The organism is Haoranjiania flava (assembly GCF_025631005.1).
GTDB lineage: Bacteria > Bacteroidota > Bacteroidia > Chitinophagales > Chitinophagaceae > Haoranjiania > Haoranjiania flava.
Window position 1 is genome coordinate 39211 of record NZ_JAOTPL010000017.1, and the last position, 16784, is coordinate 55994.

Genomic DNA, 16784 nt, shown 5'->3' on the forward strand with positions numbered 1-16784 from the left:
ATTTGTGCGTAAAAATTAAACCAGTCGAATGAAAGTAGTTGTAGTAGGCACAGGCTACGTAGGCCTTGTAACCGGAGCATGTTTGGCCGACGTAGGCGTGGATGTGTGTTGCATAGATATCGATGAGCATAAAATTGAAGGGTTGAAGCAGGGCATACTGCCCATCTATGAGCCCGGGCTTGAAGAGATTGTAGTAAGGAATTATAAAAAGAAAAGGCTTACATTCAGCACCAGTCTTACAGAAAATCTGAAAGATGTTGAAGCTGTGTTTATTGCCGTGGGCACACCATCCACCGAAGACGGCAGCGCAGACATGCAATATGTGATTGATGTGGCTTGCGAGATCGGCAGGCACATGCAGGATTACCTGGTAGTGGTTACCAAGAGTACAGTACCCGTAGGGTCTTCTGAAATTATCCGTAAAACCATCAGTACAGCGTTGCAGAAACGCAATGTGGACATAGCTTTCGATATGGCATCTAACCCCGAGTTCTTAAAAGAAGGCGCCGCCATAAAAGACTTTATGAGCCCGGACCGTATTGTGATCGGTGTAGATTCAGACAAGGCTAAAGAGATCATGGATACTTTGTACAAGCCTTTTTTGCTCAACGGTTACCGCATCATTTACATGGATATACCTTCTGCAGAAATGACCAAGTATGCCGCAAACGCCATGCTGGCAACGCGTATAAGCTTTATGAATGATATAGCCGTGCTGTGCGAGCTGACGGGCGCCAACATAAACCATGTGCGCAACGGCATCGGTTCAGACCCGCGCATCGGTAAGAAATTCCTGTATGCAGGCACAGGCTATGGTGGCTCCTGTTTTCCGAAAGATGTGAAGGCATTGATTAAAATGGGTATGGAAAACAACCATCGCCTGAGAATTTTAGAAGCCGTGGAAAACATCAATGATGAACAGAAGAAAATTCTCTTTGCCAAAATAAATAAATATTTTGATGGCAATCTCGCAGGTAAAACAATCGCTGTATGGGGCTTAGCATTTAAGCCAAACACAGACGATGTGCGCTTCGCACCCGCACTGGTGCTGTCAGATGCATTGTTGAAAGCAGGCGCCCATGTAAGAGTCTTTGACCCTGTAGCCATGGAAGAAGCCAAAAAGCATTTGCACGACACCGTTACCTGGTGCAATGATGTTTATGAAACTGTAGAAAATGCAGATGCCATCGCATTGGTCACAGAGTGGAATGAGTTTCGCTTGCCTGACTGGAGCAGGATAAAGTCTTTAATGAAAGGTAATGCCATTTTTGACGGCAGGAATATTTACGATGATGTGATGCTGCACAAAGCAGGCTTTGATTACTTCGGCATAGGCATTTAGCTCAATGCTCTTGAAACCTCGAACATATCAATGGAATAATGGCTTTCGTGGTAAATGCACTGCCCGTCGCGGATCACAAGTACCTGTGGCGATTCATGCATCACATGAAAAGTGGAAGTAACGGCATTGGATACTTCACGGTATTTTCTTAAATCCAGGAAATGAAAATCTGCCTCCGGAACATCGGTTGATTTTTCAAAGCGGTTCAGGGCCACCGAGCTGATTCCGCAACTGGTGCTGTGCTTAAAGATTACCTGCGGCTTATCAAAAGAGTGGTTAATGATATCTTTTATCTGTTCTGTGTTTTCAAGTTTGTGCCAGTTCATATTTTTTCGTTTTTAAGGTTCATATTAACTTACCTTTTATCCGTCTTACATCAAAAATACATAATTTTACATCATAACTAAAAGTATCAGCACTTATAATGAATGTTCATTTTATTTCGATCGGAGGAAGCGTAATGCATCAGCTGGCAATCGCATTGAAAAAGAAAGGCTATAAGGTTACAGGTTCCGATGATGAAATCTTTGAACCGGCTAAATCTAATCTTGAAAAGGAAGGAATTTTACCAGCGGAAACAGGATGGTTTCCTGAAAAAGTATGCTCTTCACTGGATGTTGTTATCCTGGGCATGCATGCCAAAGATGATAACCCGGAATTGCTGCGTGCACGCGAGTTGGGCCTTAAGATATACTCTTTCCCTGAATACATTTACCAGGAAAGTAAAAGCAAAAAACGTGTGGCCATTGGCGGAAGCCATGGCAAAACTTCGGTTACCGCCATGCTGATGCATGTGCTGAAAAATTGTCTTTCAAGTTTTGACTATCTCGTAGGCGCCAGGCTCAAAGGCTTTGAACAAAGCGTGAATATTACAGATGCACCCGTAATTGTTTGTGAAGCGGATGAATACCCGGCAAGCGCCATCGAACGCCGCCCTAAATTTCACTTCCTGTATCCCCACATTGCCGTATTAACCGGCATTGCATGGGATCACATCAATGTATTTCCCACTTTTGATAACTACCTGGAGCAATTCAGGATATTCATAGGCACTATATCGCCCAATGGTATTCTCATCTACAATGAGTCCGATGAGGTTTTACATAAGCTGGTTGAGGAAACCAGGCGCCAGGATATACGCTACCAGGCATATGCATTGCCGGTAAATACTGTTAAAAACGGCATCACCAGCATTGAACTGGATGGAAAAACTACGGAGTTGAAAGTTTTTGGTGAACATAATCTTATGAACATCAACGCCGCATTTTATGTATGCAAAGAACTGGGCATTACTACCAAAGAGTTTATCAAAAGCATTGCATCGTTTGCGGGCGCGGCCAAACGCCTGGAACTGCTGGAAAGTAATGAATCTACGAGCATCTACCGCGACTTTGCACATGCACCCAGTAAGGTAAAAGCCACTATTGATGCGGTAAAGCAACAATTCCCCAACAGGAGGCTGATAGCCATTCTTGAACTGCATACATACAGCAGCCTCAATGCAAACTTTATGTCGCAATACCGCAATGCCATGCAAAGCGCTGATGAAGCTGTCGTTTTTTATTCCAGCCATGCTTTGGAATTAAAGCGTATGCCCCCATTGCATGCGTCGGTTATTGAAAAAGGTTTTGATAAAGAAGGGTTGAAAATAATGACCAACCGGCAGGAGCTGGAAGATTACCTGCACCGCCAGGATTATGCCGGCAGCAATCTTTTGCTGATGAGCAGCGGAGATTATGAGGGAATAGATGTAGCGCTGCTGGCGAAGGAACTGATTAACGCTAAAGTTACAGGGTAACTTCAGTTCAATTCATTATTTTTTTTCCAATTATATTTCGTTGACATGAATTTACAGTTAAAAAGGCCGATTGCTTTTTTTGATCTTGAAACCACCGGCATAAATACCGCGAGCGACCGTATAGTAGAGATTGCAATTCTAAAAATTATGCCTGATGGCACACAGCTGAAGAAAAGAATGCTGCTGAATCCCGAAATGCCTATACCCAAGGCTGCCAGCGACATACACGGCATTACCAACGAAATGGTAAAGGATGCGCCCACATTTAAGCAGGTGGCAAACGAGGTAATGCAGTTCCTGGAAAATTGTGATCTCGGCGGCTACAACAGCAATAAATTTGATGTGCCTGTGCTTATTGAAGAGTTCCTGCGCGTAAACATCAATTTTAACATGGATGGCAGGAAAATGATCGATGCACAGAAAATATTCCATAAAATGGAGCAGCGCACGCTTACCGCTGCTTATAAGTTTTATTGTGATAAGGAGCTGGAAGATGCCCATAGCGCGCTTTCTGATGCTACAGCCACGTTCGAGGTGTTGTGCGCACAGCTTGCCCGCTATACCCATATCGGTACTACGGTGGAAGACATCCTGGCATTCACAGGCGAAGAAAAGTTTATAGACATTGCCCGCAGGTTTGTATACCAGAATGGGGTGCCTTGCTTTAATTTTGGTAAGCACAAAGGCAAGCCCGTGGAAGAGGTATTTAAAATTGAACCGCAATATTATGACTGGATGATGCGCGGCGATTTTCCGCTGCATACCAAACAGAAACTTTCTGAAATGTTCAACGCTTACACCTTAAAAAAGTTAGGCAAAGTTCATTAATACAGCTGTAATATTTGTTGATGAAATGGGCCATAAGCATGTTGCATGCCAACCTCGGATGAATAAGCGAAACGAAGTTCAAGTAATTTCATGTGCAACTGAAAACAAATAAAAATACACTCATGCATAAGAATATTTTTGCCATCCTGTTTTTCACTTTTTGTATTTTATCTGTTCAGGCTCAAACGCCCGTGGATAAAGGGCTACAGCAGATCAATAAAAACAATGCTGAAGCTGTAATCAGCTTTCTCGCTTCCGATGAGTTGCAGGGCCGGGAGGCCGGCACGCGCAATGGCAGCATTGCCGGAATGTACCTGGCATCATGTTTTAAAGAGATCGGCCTTCAGCCGTTGAATGGCGCCTACCTCCATCCTTTTGCTGCCTGGCAGCCTGCAGGTAAAGCCCGCAGCGGCTGGGAATCGCATCCGGATTCACTTCCGGCCATACAGTCAAAAGGCATATACCGCAGCCTTCCCTTGCGCAATGTATTGGGTGTGATACCCGGTACACGCACTGATGAGTTTGTAGTTGTGGGCGCGCATTATGATCACCTTGGTATAGACGAATTGATAAAAGGCGATGGTATATTCAATGGTGCTGACGACAATGCTTCGGGCGTATCAGCAGTGCTACAGATTGCAAAAGCCTTCAAAGCAAGCGGCAGCAAGCCTTTACGCACCGTCATCTTTGCGTTGTGGGATGGGGAAGAGAAGGGCCTGCTGGGTTCCAAATATTTTACTGCTACATTTCCGCAAATAAAAAATGTAAAGAGCTACCTCAACTTCGACATGATCGGCAGGAATAATAATGAGGCAAAGCCGCAGCATGTGGTATTTTTTTACACCGCCGCCAATAAAGCGTTTGAGCAATGGTTAAGAGCTGATGTGGCAAAATACAAACTGCGCCTGCAACCGGATTACCGTGCCTGGGACAATCCCGTAGGTGGCAGCGATAACGGGTCTTTCGCCAAAGCAGGCATACCTATTTTATGGTACCATACAGACGGGCATCCCGACTACCACCAGCCTACAGATGAACCGTCGCGACTTAATTGGGATAAACTGGTTGAGATCACCAAAGCGGCATACCTCAATGCATGGAATATGGCGAATGTTGAGCAATACTGATACCTTTGTATGCAGGCTAATTGTGTTGCCTGGTTGGAGATAGCAGCTGTCTGCATTTCAGCGTACTTATTCTTACATTTGTTATTCAAATAAAAGAGTTTTATTTCTACGCCATTAGACATACTACAACAGTTTTGGGGGTTTGATGCGTTCAGAGGCAGGCAGCACGACATCATAGATGCTGTGTTGCAGTCACACGATGTGCTGGCCATATTGCCGACAGGCGGTGGTAAGTCTGTTTGTTTCCAGGTGCCGGCCATGCTTATGGAAGGTGTATGCATTGTAGTTACACCCTTGATAGCCTTAATGAAAGACCAGGTAGAACACCTGCTGGAAAAAAATATCCCGGCGTTTGCCATTCATTCCGGTTTGCAGCCTGCAGAGATCATTGCCGCGCTGGATGATGCAGCTGAAGGCAAAGTCAAATTTTTATACATTTCGCCGGAAAGGATTGATACGCCTGTGTTCCAGGATTTTTTACAGGATGCAAGCGTATGCCTCATAGCAGTAGATGAAGCGCATTGTATTTCGCAATGGGGATACGATTTCAGGCCTGCATACCTGAAGATAGCCAGATTGCGCCTGGCGCTGAAAGATGCGCCGGTTATAGCTTTGACAGCTTCTGCCACAGAAGAGGTACAAAAAGACATTATTGAAAAGCTATACTTCAGAAAATTTTCGATATTCAGGCAGTCATTCGAAAGAAAAAATCTTTCCTACAGCAGTTTTAAGGTAGACAATAAAATTGCTAAGCTTACTGAAATATGTAAAAATGTAGCAGGCAGCGCAATTGTATATTGTAAAAGCAGGCGGCTGACACAGGATGTGGCGGCTTTTCTAAATGCACATAAACTGGATGCCGATTTCTACCATGCAGGCCTGGAACCAGAAGTGCGCGCTCTGAAACAGGAGCAATGGATGAACGGTGATAAACGTATTATGGTATGCACCAATGCTTTCGGCATGGGCATTGACAAGCCCGATGTGCGTGTGGTTGTGCATCATGATATGCCGGACTGCCTGGAAAATTATTACCAGGAAGCAGGCCGGGCAGGGCGCGACGGCAACAAATCCTATGCAGTACTGCTATACACAGAGAGGGACATTACAGAACTAAAGAGTTTTGTAAACATACGCTTTCCGGCATTTGAAGTGATTAAAAAAACTTACGGCTACATTGCCGACTATTTACACTTGCCCAGCGGTACGGGAGAAGGGCTGTCATTTGATTTTGATTTCGTAGCCTTCGTGGAAAATTTTAAGCTGGATACATTGCAAACCATGTATGCCATAAAAGCCATAGAACAGCAGGGGCATTTCCAGTTGAACGACAGTATTTTTCTTTCATCAAAAGTGCAGTTCATAGCCGACAGGGACAACATAGAAGCTTTTGAAGATGCGTACGAAGCGCTTGAGCCCATCATTAAAGTACTGTTACGTACTTACGAAGGCATTTTCTCCAAAACTGTGTCTATAAATGAAGAGCGTATTGCACGCAAGCTGCATATCAGCGAAGCAGATGTGTTTGCGCAATTGAAGCAATTACATGCATTGCGGCTGATCCAGTACATTCCCCAGAAAGACAATCCGCAACTGCTGTATTTGATGAACCGCTCAAAGGCAGAAGATATGTTTTTTAATCACAGCGCATATCTTTCAAGAAAAGAAAAATATAAGCAGCGACTGGCTGTAATGCTTAAGTATGCCGGATTACAGCAGCAGTGCCGCAGCGCATACATCTCAGCCTATTTTGGTGATGAAGCTGCGAACGACTGCGGAGTTTGTGATAATTGCCTGAATAAAAACAGGAAACCTTTGTCTAAGGAGCGCTTCGATGCCATTACTTCTCAACTGCTTGATGTGATCCGTCAAAAACCTGCTACAATCACCCAGCTCCTTGCCGAATTAAAGCATTACGGCAAAACGGATCTGTGGAAGGTGATCCGTTTTTTGCAGGCAGAAAAAACAATAAGACTTGACAGTGATGGCAGGTTGCATGCCAACCGGTAGTAAAATTTGTTTTTACTCTACCCGCATTTTTTTATATTCGCACAAATCGGCAAACGATGTCAAAAATTTTCCTGGTGGGCATGATGGGCTCAGGCAAAACTACCTGTGCTAAGAAATGGGCAGGTGCGGTGAATGCAAATGCCTATGACCTCGATGCATTGATTGAAGAAGAAGAGGGCTGCACTATAAGTGGAATATTTGCGCAAAAAGGCGAAGATTATTTCAGAAAAAAAGAATCGGAATTGCTGAGGACTTTTGCGCAGAAAGATAATTTTATCCTGGCTACAGGCGGCGGAGCGCCCTGCTATTATGACAATATGCAGTGGATGAATGAACATGGCACTACTATCTGGCTGAACGTAAGCAGTGGCGTGCTTTTCAGCAGGCTGAAACATGCACGGGAACATCGCCCGTTATTGCGCTCGCTGGATGATGATGCATTAAAAGAATTTATTAATAAAAAAATGGCAGAACGGGAAGCCTTCTATTCACAGGCGCAACATATTTTTACTGATAAAGAAATTACTAAAAAACATTTTAAAAAATTATTTGATAATGATGATAAATAAAACTTTCCTGATCACTGCATTTATTTTAGGAGCACTGGCTGTAGGACTGGGCGCATTCGGCGCGCATGGCCTAAAGAAAATTGCCACACCGGACTACGTGCAAACCTTTGAAACCGGCGTACGATACCAGTTTTATCATGTATTTGCACTGGCGCTGGCCGGCATTATGATGCAATACACCACAAGTTCTATGGCATATTGGGCAGGCCTGTTATTTATCCTGGGCATGGTATTGTTCAGCGGCTCCTTGTACATGCTTACCTATTTTGGTATTTCAGGAAATACATCCATGCGCTGGATCGGCGCTGTGACACCCATCGGCGGACTCAGCTTTATGGCCGGCTGGGTATTGCTTGCGTTGAGCGTTTTAAAAATAAAATAATTGATCTCCCAGGAAACCATACAGCAAATCCATAACCGCACAGATATTATTGATGTGGTAGGAGAGTTTGTAAAGTTAAAGAAGCGCGGCGCTAATTACCTGGGCTTGTGTCCTTTTCATGGTGAGAAAACGCCTTCTTTCACCGTTTCGCCCAGCAAGGAAATATTTAAATGTTTCGGTTGCGGCAAAAGCGGCAACACCATTACCTTTCTCATGGAGCATGAGAAGTACAGTTATGTAGAAGCCCTCAAGTGGCTTGCAGGCCGCTACAATATTGAGATTGAAGAGAAAGAAGTAAGTGACGAAGTACGCCAGCAGATGCAGGTTGCAGACAGCCTGTATATCCTCAATAACTTTGCTGCAAAATATTTTTCAGAACAATTGTGGAACACAGATGAGGGCAACAACATTGCCTTGTCTTACCTTGAACAAAGAGGGTTTACCAAATCTATTCTCGAAAAATTCCAGGTAGGCTATAGCCCTAATGCTTATGATGCATTTACACAGGCCGCTATTAACGGGCAATACAACACCGATCTGCTGATAAAATCGGGCCTTACTGCACGCAACCAGCACAATGATTCATTAAGAGACAACTACCGCGGCAGGATTATTTTTCCTGTACACAACATCAGCGGTAAAGTTATCGGCTTTGGGGCACGCGTGATCGGCAAGGCAGAGAATACACCCAAGTATATCAATACGCCTGAGAATGAGATTTATGTCAAGAGCAAGATACTGTACGGCACCTATTTTGCCCGGCAGGCTATAGATAAGGCCGATGAATGCCTGCTGGTAGAAGGCTATACCGATGTGGTAAGCCTGGCGCAGGCAGGTGTAGAGAATGTGGTGGCAAGCGGCGGTACATCCCTTACAACTGAGCAGTTGCGCCTCATAAAAAAATATACTTCCAACCTCACCATTATTTATGATGGAGACAGCGCCGGCGTAAAAGCTGCCATGCGCGGCCTGGACATGGCCTTGGAAGAAGCCCTGAACGTAAGGCTGGTGCTGATTCCTGATGGAGAAGACCCTGACAGCTATGTAAAAAAGGTAGGTGAAAAGCAGTTTAAAAAATTCATTGCAGAGCATAAAAAAGATTTTATTCTTTTTGAAATGGAAATACTGTTGCGCGAAGCGGGCAATGATATTGCCAGGAAGAATGATGCGGTCAACAAAATCGCAGAGAGCATCAGTAAAATAAATAAGGCCGAAGATTTTACCAAGCAGCAGGAATACATCAGGCAATGTGCCTCTGCCATGAAAATTGATGAAGGCGGCTTAACCAACCTGGTAAACAAATATACCCGCGAGCAGATCGTACGGCTGGAGAAGCGAGAGGCTTTTGCAGAACAGCGGCGGGAAGTGGAAGTTGAGCAGCAGAAAGATACTTATTTTAAGGTTCGTGATGATATACAGGAAAAAAATCTGCTGCGTGTGTTGATTGAATTTGGCCTGAACCAATGGGATGAGCAGCGCACCGTAGCAGAATACATTTTCAATGAGCTTGAAGACTTTCCGCTACATCATGAAAAGTACGAAAAAGTTTATGAACTGTACAAAAACAGTTACCTGCAAGGCATGCAGCCAACGGCTAAAACCCTGATGTATACGCACGATCCGGAAATAGCGCACACATTGGTAGACATCACTATATTTCCTTATGAGCTCAGCAAGCGCTGGGAGGAATTGAGCAACCGCATTACAGACAATAAAGAAGAGGAAGAAAAGAATGATGTAAGGCTTACGGTGCTTTACTATAAGCTCCGTAAAATCAAAAGCATGATCGATGAAAACCAGGAAGAGCTGGAACATGCTCCTTCTGATGACGTTACTTTTCAGAAACTGCTGATCCATCAGCAATTGAAAAATTTTGAAAGGGAGATTACCGACCAGATCGGAGCAGTGATCGTGAAATAGCGTTGGCCTGTCTTCTGTCAGCGATAGCTCAGTAGCGCATCTTATCTTATTTACAATACAAACATTACAAAATAGCTACACGAAATTTTTGGCTCACTGTTGCCATTTTATTATCTTCCGAAACTTAAAAAATACAGGAAATGATCAGGAAATTTACGTTGAAAACAGCGCTTATTTTTATTTTTGGTTTATTGTTTTTACAGGCCTTTTCACAGAATCAGCCAAAGGATAAAATGGAATGGTTCGCAGATGCCAAGCTGGGCATATTCATCCATTGGGGCATTTATTCTGTTAACGGTATTTCAGAATCCTGGTCATTTTTTAATAATTATATTCCTTATAAAGATTATAAAGACCAGATCAACCATTTTACCGCGAAAAATTATGACCCCAAATACTGGGCTGAGCTCATCAGACAGAGTGGTGCAAAATATTCGGTGATCACCACCAAACATCACGAAGGCGTATCCCTGTGGGATAACAGGCAGCCCGGAGCGCTTTCCATTCCCGGGCATTCACCTGCAAAAAGAGATGTGCTTACACCGTTTATACAAGAATTAAAAAAGACAGGCTTAAAAACAGGACTGTACTACTCTCTTCCCGACTGGAGCTATAATGATTATGATGTTTTTACCAGCGCTATTAAACGCTATGATATAAATAAAGAACCGGCACGCTTCGAGCGTTTTATCAACTATTACCAGGGACAGTTGAAAGAATTATCAGCCCAATACAAGCCTGACCTCATCTGGTTTGATGGAGATTGGGAGCACACTGCCGAAGAATGGAAAGCCAAAGAGACAAGGGAACTGCTGCAATCCTACAACCCTGCCATTATTTTAAACTCCCGTTTAAAAGGGCATGGCGACTATGCCACACCTGAACAGGGAGTGCCTGTGCAGCAGCCTGAAAGTCAATACTGGGAACTTTGCTATACCATGAATGATTCATGGGGATACCAGCCGCTGGATAAAAAATACAAATCATCCAATATGCTTATACGCACCCTGGTTGACTGCATCTCGTTGGGAGGAAATCTTTTACTGGACATAGGCCCTAAAGCAGACGGCACCATCCCGGCTGAGCAGATAAAAATTTTACAGGATTTGGGCAGGTGGACCAGCAAGCATGCAGAGGCTGTGTACGGCACACGACATGGTATAGACCAGAAACATTTTGACGGAAAGAGCGCCTTATCAAAAGACAGCAAAACATTGTTCCTGTACCTGGCAGATAACCCGAACGGTTTGGTGTGGCTAAAAGGTATTGAATCTAAAATAAAGCATATTGACGTGGTGGGCACAAAAACAAACCTAAGCTATGTGAAAGAGGGAAATAATTTCTGGATCACAGTGCCGGCAAATGTTGTTGATAAGGATGTAACCGTGCTTCGCGTAAGTTTTGATGAACCATTAAAACTGGCAAATGAAGTAATAACGCCGGTTTCGGCAGGTACGTATCTCAACGCTACGCATGAAACTACGATGAAGGTACTGAAACGGTTATCGCATGATGTAAGCAACGGCAACAATCCTTTTGCAGGCAAAGGTCTGGCGGTAAACAAATACGAAGCTATAGATTTCATCAAAGATGCGGCGGTAAAAAAATGGATCACCAAACATGCTGAAGTATTGGGTAATGGCATCAAAGGCATAGATGGCGGGCACTTCGCAGGCCCTACAGCCCTGTCGCCGGATAAGCAAACGCTCTATCTTTTTATTGAAGGAAAATCAAACGGGCAGGTGCTGCTGAAAGGCATTAACAACAATATTGCCCGGATAAGAATTGTGGGAGAAGGTTCAATTATCAACGATTATACCATTTACGATAAACTGTACTGGAGCGCTACACCAGGCATCATCAGTATACAGGTGCCGAAAGAAAGGCTGGATGCGCATGTAACGGTTATAGCTGTGTTGCTTGATTCGCCTGTAAGCTTATTCAGAAGTGAAGTAAAACCCATTGAAAGTAATTTATAACAAATAAAATCTAACATTTAAAAAATTTATGGAGCATCATCTGCCGCAACTTATACAGGACTTAGCTTTGATACTGATAGCAGCCGCCGCTGTTACCATAATATTCAAAAAAATTCGGCAGCCGCTGGTGTTGGGGTATATCATTGCAGGCTTTTTTGTAGGCCCTTATTTTTCATTTTTCCCCAATATTGTTGATGCTTCCAACGTATCTATCTGGGCAAATATCGGGGTAATATTTTTATTGTTCAGCCTGGGGCTGGAATTTAGTTTTAAGAAACTGATCAAAGTTGGCGGCTCGGCATCCATTACAGCTTTTGTTGAAATAATCTTCATTGTCACACTTGGTTTCTTTGCAGGCCAATGGATGGGCTGGAATTATATGGACAGCCTTTTTTTAGGCGGTATGCTGGCAAGTTCCTCTACAACCATTATCATTAAAGCGTTTGACGAGCTGGGTGTAAAGCATAAGAAGTATGCGCGTATTGTGTTTGGTGTGCTGGTGGTAGAAGATATTGTAGTGATCTTACTGATGGTATTGCTTTCTACGCTGGCCGTGAGCCAGCAGTTCAACGGCAACGAGCTGATGTTTGCTATTGCAAAACTTATATTTTTCCTTATTACCATTTATCTTACCGGCATTTACGTGCTCCCCACAATTTTCAGGCTTTCCAGGAAAGTGCTCGACGATGAAATGATGCTCATTATCTCTATCGGGTTGTGTTTCGGCCTGGTGGTGCTGGCTACGAAAGCAGGGCTTTCTGCCGAGCTGGGCGCATTTTTAATGGGCACCATCCTGGGCGAAACGCTCTACTCTGAAAAAGTAGAACACCTTATCAAGCCGATGAAAGACCTGTTCGGTGCAGTGTTCTTTATTTCCATAGGCATGATGATAGACCCCGCAGCCATGCTGGCTTATAAATGGCCCATTCTTATTATTACCTTATTAACACTGGTAGGAAAATTTATGCTCACTACATTTGGGGCTGTGTTGTCGGGCCAGCCTTTCCGGCAATCAGTACAGGTAGGGGCAAGCATGGCACAGATCGGGGAGTTTGCATTCATCGTTGCGGCGCTGGGCTTGTCACTGAATGTTACCAGCGATTTCCTGTTCCCGGTGGCGGTAGGCGTATCTGCCATCACTACATTCACCACGCCGTACATGATCAGCTATTCTGATCATATTCACAGATTCATGGAGAAAATGACGCCAAACTCCATGCTGCGTGCCATTGATAAATATTCAGACCAGTTCCAGACCATACAACAGGAGAGCGGGTGGAAGAAACTGATAAAATCTTATTTCGCAACCATCTTATTAAACACAGTGGTGATAGTTGCTCTTGTACTTGGCGGCCACAATCTTTTAATGCCTTTCCTGGAAGATTATCTTGCCAACAGTATTACAGCCCGCATCATTACTTTGTGTGTGGTTATTCTTGCATCAGTACCGTTTCTCTGGGCCATCACTATTCAGCGTATTCAACCCAAAGTGTATAAAGAACTGTGGAAAGGCAATTATTTTTCCCGCGGGCCTATGGTGCTGGTAGACCTGCTGAGAATACTCATAGGTATTATCATTGTGCAGTTTATTATTTACCGGTTCTATCCAAGCCTGATCGTTTCGGTATTGGGCATACCGCTGACCTTGCTGTTTCTCTATTTCCTCTCTACAAAAATACAATCGTTGCACAACCTGATCGTGAAAAGGTTTTTGTATAATTTTTACGAGAGAGATATATATGCCAAAGAAAAGCTGCGCCTTGAAAAAGATGATAAAGAGAAATACAAGCGAAAGATTGATTCACTCTGGAGCACTTACGTAGCTGAGTTCGAAGTGGGGCAGTATGCAGAATACATCGGCAAGCGGCTGGATGAGCTTGCTTGGCGCGAGAACTTCGGTATCAATGTAGCTTACATCAAGCGCGGTGAGAAAGTGGTATACACACCCAATGCACACGACCGCATTTTCCCTTTTGATAAAATCGGGTTGCTGGGCGATGAAGAACACATCAGGGATTTTGAAAATAAAAAATTCCGCATGGAAGAAGTGGGACAAAATTTTGTGACCCAAACAGGGCTGGAAGATTTTGTACTGATGAATTTCCTGGTTACCCGCAATGCTTCTTTCCTTGGCAAAAGTATCAAGGAGATCGAACTCCGCGAAAAGACAGATGGCCTGGTTGTAGGCATAGAGCGCGATGGCAAACGGCTTTTAAACCCGCCTTCGGCTACGATACTTTTACTGAACGACCTGGTATGGATCGTAGGCAACAAGAAGCTTATCCATCAGTTCATGAAAGAAAACAATTTGTAGCTTAATTACCATACAGGCAAATTCATTGCTTCTAAAAGCCATTTGAGTGCCTGATAAGCTACCCAGAACACCAGTATCATTACTGCGACCAGCGCTACCAGCATAATCATGATGTAGGGCTTTGCGCTGCCAGTGTCTTTGCCTTCTGTGTAATGTTTTCTGAGCAGATTCACGTTTCGCCTGTTGGCTTTGAATTTGAAATCAAATATCCAGCCCAGGACAGGTATGGCTCCAACAACGGCATCCAGCGTAATGTTGCCGATCATTTTCATAGCTACTTTGCCCGAAACGCCGTGTTTAAACATGGTCACCACCAATACAGCAGACATCAGGTAGGTAGCTATATCTCCGGCATAAGGCACAAAGTTCAGCAGCGGGTCAATGCCGAATTTATGGCCTCCAACTGAAAACTGGTCATCCATGAGCTTACTCATACGTTCAACCCATTTTAGCCTGTCATCCTTAATAACTCCTGCATTTGTACCCGGAGGTTTTACGTAGGTAGTATTTTTTTGATTCATGTTGTAATAATGCAGATTGCAGTGCAAAAAATATTCCAAACAAATATTGAAACATTGATGCAAAACAATATTTGTTAAAAGGCTGACTGCAAATCACTTGCGCACGTATATTTCTTTATATTTGAATCGAACTAAAACAAAAACTCCATGAAACATTATTTTTTAATGGCAGGCATTGCTGCGATGTCAATTTTTACCTCATGCGGAGATGCCGCCACCGATAGCACAACAGATTCTTTAAACGGGGATACCACAGCGGTACAGGAACTTCCCAAATCTGCTGAAATTGCCAAGGCTGATCTTTTTCAGACTGCCGACAGCGCTAAAACAATTGGTACGGCTAAATTCTACGATGCAGGAAACGGCCAGATAACCATGGATCTGCAGATCAACTATCCTGAAAGGGCAGACAGCGTGGTGGCAGTACATTTTCATGAGCATGGCGATTGCGGCAACAAAGGTGAAAATACGCATGGCCACTGGAACCCCACCAATGAAAACCACGGTAAATGGGGTACGGCTCCTTTCCACTCCGGTGATATAGGCAATATACAGTTAGATAATAAAGGTATTGGCAGCGTATCTGTCACTACAGACCGTTGGAGCATAGCTGATACGGCCAAAAACAACATCATCGGCAGAGGCATCATTGTACATGGCGGCACTGATGATTACAAAACTCAGCCTACAGGAAACTCAGGGCCAAGAGTTGGCTGCGGTGTAATCAGGAAAATGTAATGGATTTATTCTCTTATATAAGCTCCTGCGACGGAGCTTTTTTTATGCATGTACATATCGGCGTAATTGTTTATTTTGCAATTTAATCTTAACCCCAGCTTTAGTTTTATGTTTTATGCTGTTGTGAAAATACTTGTGAGGCTTGCTATGCATTGGTATGCCGGCAGTTTAAAACTTATAAATGCGCATAAGGCTGACTACAGCAAGCCGTCGCTGATCATTTCCAATCATCCGAATTCTTTCTTTGATGCATTGATCATATCCATACATAGCCCTAAGCCTTTGCATTTCCTGGTGCGCGGAGATATGTTTCGCAAACGATGGGCAGATAAGGCTTTGCGCTCATTGAATATGATACCGATATTCCGCAAACGAGACGATAAAAACTTTGCAGCCCAAAACGAACAGTTATTTAACGATTACAGTGCACTCTTGAAAAAAGGAGCACACATCATTATTTTCCCGGAAGGCAATTCGCATAACCGGTGGCATTTGCAGCCATTGCGCAAAGGCGGCTCGGTAAAATTGATTGAACAATGTGCAGAGAATAATGTGTGGATCAATATACAGCCGTACACCATTACCTACAATTCTTTCAGGCAAATGCCCAAGGCAGTGCATTTGCGTGCCGTTGAACCATTGGCTGCCAAAGATTATTATCAGCATGGCGTATTGAATACAGCCATGCTGGTAGATGCTATGCAACAACGATTGTCAACGAATATGCATGGTCCTGAAACAACCGCACTGAAGAGAAGTTTTGCTGAAAGGGCGCTGTTGTTTGTACCTGCTGTTGTGGGCTACATTACGCAATATTGGTTTTATAAGTTGTGGAAGAATTTCGTAGCCAGGAAAACCAAAGGATCCATATTCTTCGATTCTGTATTATTTGGGGTTTTGTTTGTTACTTATCCATTGTTTGTATTGATCGCCAGCCTTATTATCGGCGGGTTCGCTGGCAACCGGTGGGGACTGGCAGCTTTTGTGTTGCTGCCGTTTACAAGCTACTGTTTATCGAGGTTTCAGCATATTACTGTGGAGAAGCCTGTTGATTCTTAATTTTGTCATATAAGGTGTCTTTTTTTCCATGTCAGGTGTTTTTTCACCTGACATTTTACGAATATAGTGAGCTTATAATATAGTAATGATTCAAAAACTGCTGTAAAAACATTGTGGATGACTATTATGGTGTCAGGTAAAAACACCTGACACGGCGGGAACCTGCTGTGAAAACATTGTGGAATGACTATATGGTG

14 protein-coding genes are annotated in these 16784 nt (G+C 43.7%); 12 read left to right on the top strand and 2 right to left on the bottom strand.

Going from position 1 to position 16784, the window contains the following annotated elements:
* The first annotated feature begins 28 nt into the window (after window positions 1-28).
* Window positions 29-1342 (top strand): UDP-glucose dehydrogenase family protein, encoded by a 1314-nt coding sequence (locus OD355_RS10965; protein ID WP_263038525.1) that lies wholly within the window; start codon window positions 29-31, stop codon window positions 1340-1342.
* Here OD355_RS10965 and ytxJ read toward each other — a convergent pair.
* On the bottom strand, window positions 1339-1668 hold the full coding sequence (gene ytxJ / locus OD355_RS10970) for a bacillithiol system redox-active protein YtxJ (RefSeq protein ID WP_263038526.1): 330 nt from the start codon (window positions 1666-1668) through the stop codon (window positions 1339-1341). The genes OD355_RS10965 and ytxJ overlap by 4 nt on opposite strands.
* A 98-nt stretch (window positions 1669-1766) precedes the next feature.
* Between ytxJ and OD355_RS10975 the strand changes: the two genes are divergently transcribed.
* The 9 genes from OD355_RS10975 (at window position 1767) to OD355_RS11015 (ending at window position 14269) form a co-directional block, all read left to right on the top strand.
* Window positions 1767-3140 carry a UDP-N-acetylmuramate--L-alanine ligase gene (locus OD355_RS10975; RefSeq protein WP_263038528.1) on the top strand — a complete coding sequence of 458 codons (1374 nt, stop codon included), beginning with the start codon at window positions 1767-1769 and terminating at the stop codon, window positions 3138-3140.
* Between the two features lie 45 nt (window positions 3141-3185).
* Window positions 3186-3968, top strand: a complete 783-nt coding sequence (locus OD355_RS10980) for a 3'-5' exonuclease (protein WP_263038529.1) — start codon at window positions 3186-3188, stop codon at window positions 3966-3968.
* A gap of 122 nt (window positions 3969-4090) precedes the next feature.
* Window positions 4091-5095: a M28 family metallopeptidase gene (locus OD355_RS10985; RefSeq protein WP_263038530.1), complete on the top strand. Its 1005-nt coding sequence runs from the start codon at window positions 4091-4093 to the stop codon at window positions 5093-5095.
* 120 nt (window positions 5096-5215) lie between these two features.
* The gene (locus OD355_RS10990; protein WP_263038549.1) at window positions 5216-7105 is read left to right on the top strand and encodes a RecQ family ATP-dependent DNA helicase; all 1890 of its coding nucleotides are present in this window, start codon (window positions 5216-5218) and stop codon (window positions 7103-7105) included.
* 56 nt (window positions 7106-7161) lie between these two features.
* Window positions 7162-7674 (top strand): shikimate kinase, encoded by a 513-nt coding sequence (locus OD355_RS10995; RefSeq protein ID WP_263038531.1) that lies wholly within the window; start codon window positions 7162-7164, stop codon window positions 7672-7674.
* Entirely contained in the window at window positions 7661-8056 is a 396-nt protein-coding gene (locus OD355_RS11000) for a DUF423 domain-containing protein (protein ID WP_263038532.1), read from the top strand. The genes OD355_RS10995 and OD355_RS11000 overlap by 14 nt, the downstream gene beginning before the upstream one ends.
* A complete protein-coding gene (gene dnaG, locus OD355_RS11005) occupies window positions 8057-9976 on the top strand; it encodes a DNA primase (protein WP_263038533.1) in 1920 nt (639 codons plus the stop codon).
* Between the two features lie 140 nt (window positions 9977-10116).
* Window positions 10117-11955 carry an alpha-L-fucosidase gene (locus OD355_RS11010; protein ID WP_263038534.1) on the top strand — a complete coding sequence of 613 codons (1839 nt, stop codon included), beginning with the start codon at window positions 10117-10119 and terminating at the stop codon, window positions 11953-11955.
* Between the two features lie 28 nt (window positions 11956-11983).
* On the top strand, window positions 11984-14269 hold the full coding sequence (locus tag OD355_RS11015; RefSeq protein WP_263038535.1) for a cation:proton antiporter: 2286 nt from the start codon (window positions 11984-11986) through the stop codon (window positions 14267-14269).
* A 5-nt stretch (window positions 14270-14274) separates the two neighbouring features.
* Here the strand turns inward: OD355_RS11015 and OD355_RS11020 are convergent, their stop codons facing one another.
* Complete coding sequence (locus OD355_RS11020) at window positions 14275-14790, bottom strand: DUF4112 domain-containing protein (protein WP_263038536.1); 516 nt, start codon at window positions 14788-14790, stop codon at window positions 14275-14277.
* Window positions 14791-14937: 147 nt separating this feature from the next.
* Here OD355_RS11020 and OD355_RS11025 point away from each other — a divergent pair, with 147 nt between their 5' ends.
* Window positions 14938-15528 carry a superoxide dismutase family protein gene (locus tag OD355_RS11025; RefSeq protein WP_263038537.1) on the top strand — a complete coding sequence of 197 codons (591 nt, stop codon included), beginning with the start codon at window positions 14938-14940 and terminating at the stop codon, window positions 15526-15528.
* A 75-nt stretch (window positions 15529-15603) separates the two neighbouring features.
* Entirely contained in the window at window positions 15604-16587 is a 984-nt protein-coding gene (locus tag OD355_RS11030) for a 1-acyl-sn-glycerol-3-phosphate acyltransferase (protein ID WP_263038538.1), read from the top strand.
* Window positions 16588-16784: the final 197 nt, after the last annotated feature.

Excerpts from the sequence above, each read along its gene's own strand:
- OD355_RS11020 (WP_263038536.1), bottom strand. The coding sequence starts at position 14,790 with ATGAATCAAAAAAATACTACCTACGTAAAACCTCCGGGTACAAATGCA.
- OD355_RS11010 (WP_263038534.1), top strand. The coding sequence starts at position 10,117 with ATGATCAGGAAATTTACGTTGAAAACAGCGCTTATTTTTATTTTTGGT.
- OD355_RS10975 (WP_263038528.1), top strand. The coding sequence starts at position 1,767 with ATGAATGTTCATTTTATTTCGATCGGAGGAAGCGTAATGCATCAGCTG.
- OD355_RS10985 (WP_263038530.1), top strand. The coding sequence starts at position 4,091 with ATGCATAAGAATATTTTTGCCATCCTGTTTTTCACTTTTTGTATTTTA.
- OD355_RS10995 (WP_263038531.1), top strand. The coding sequence starts at position 7,162 with ATGTCAAAAATTTTCCTGGTGGGCATGATGGGCTCAGGCAAAACTACC.
- ytxJ (WP_263038526.1), bottom strand. The coding sequence starts at position 1,668 with ATGAACTGGCACAAACTTGAAAACACAGAACAGATAAAAGATATCATT.
- OD355_RS11015 (WP_263038535.1), top strand. The coding sequence starts at position 11,984 with ATGGAGCATCATCTGCCGCAACTTATACAGGACTTAGCTTTGATACTG.
- OD355_RS11000 (WP_263038532.1), top strand. The coding sequence starts at position 7,661 with ATGATGATAAATAAAACTTTCCTGATCACTGCATTTATTTTAGGAGCA.
- OD355_RS10980 (WP_263038529.1), top strand. The coding sequence starts at position 3,186 with ATGAATTTACAGTTAAAAAGGCCGATTGCTTTTTTTGATCTTGAAACC.
- OD355_RS10965 (WP_263038525.1), top strand. The coding sequence starts at position 29 with ATGAAAGTAGTTGTAGTAGGCACAGGCTACGTAGGCCTTGTAACCGGA.
- OD355_RS11025 (WP_263038537.1), top strand. The coding sequence starts at position 14,938 with ATGAAACATTATTTTTTAATGGCAGGCATTGCTGCGATGTCAATTTTT.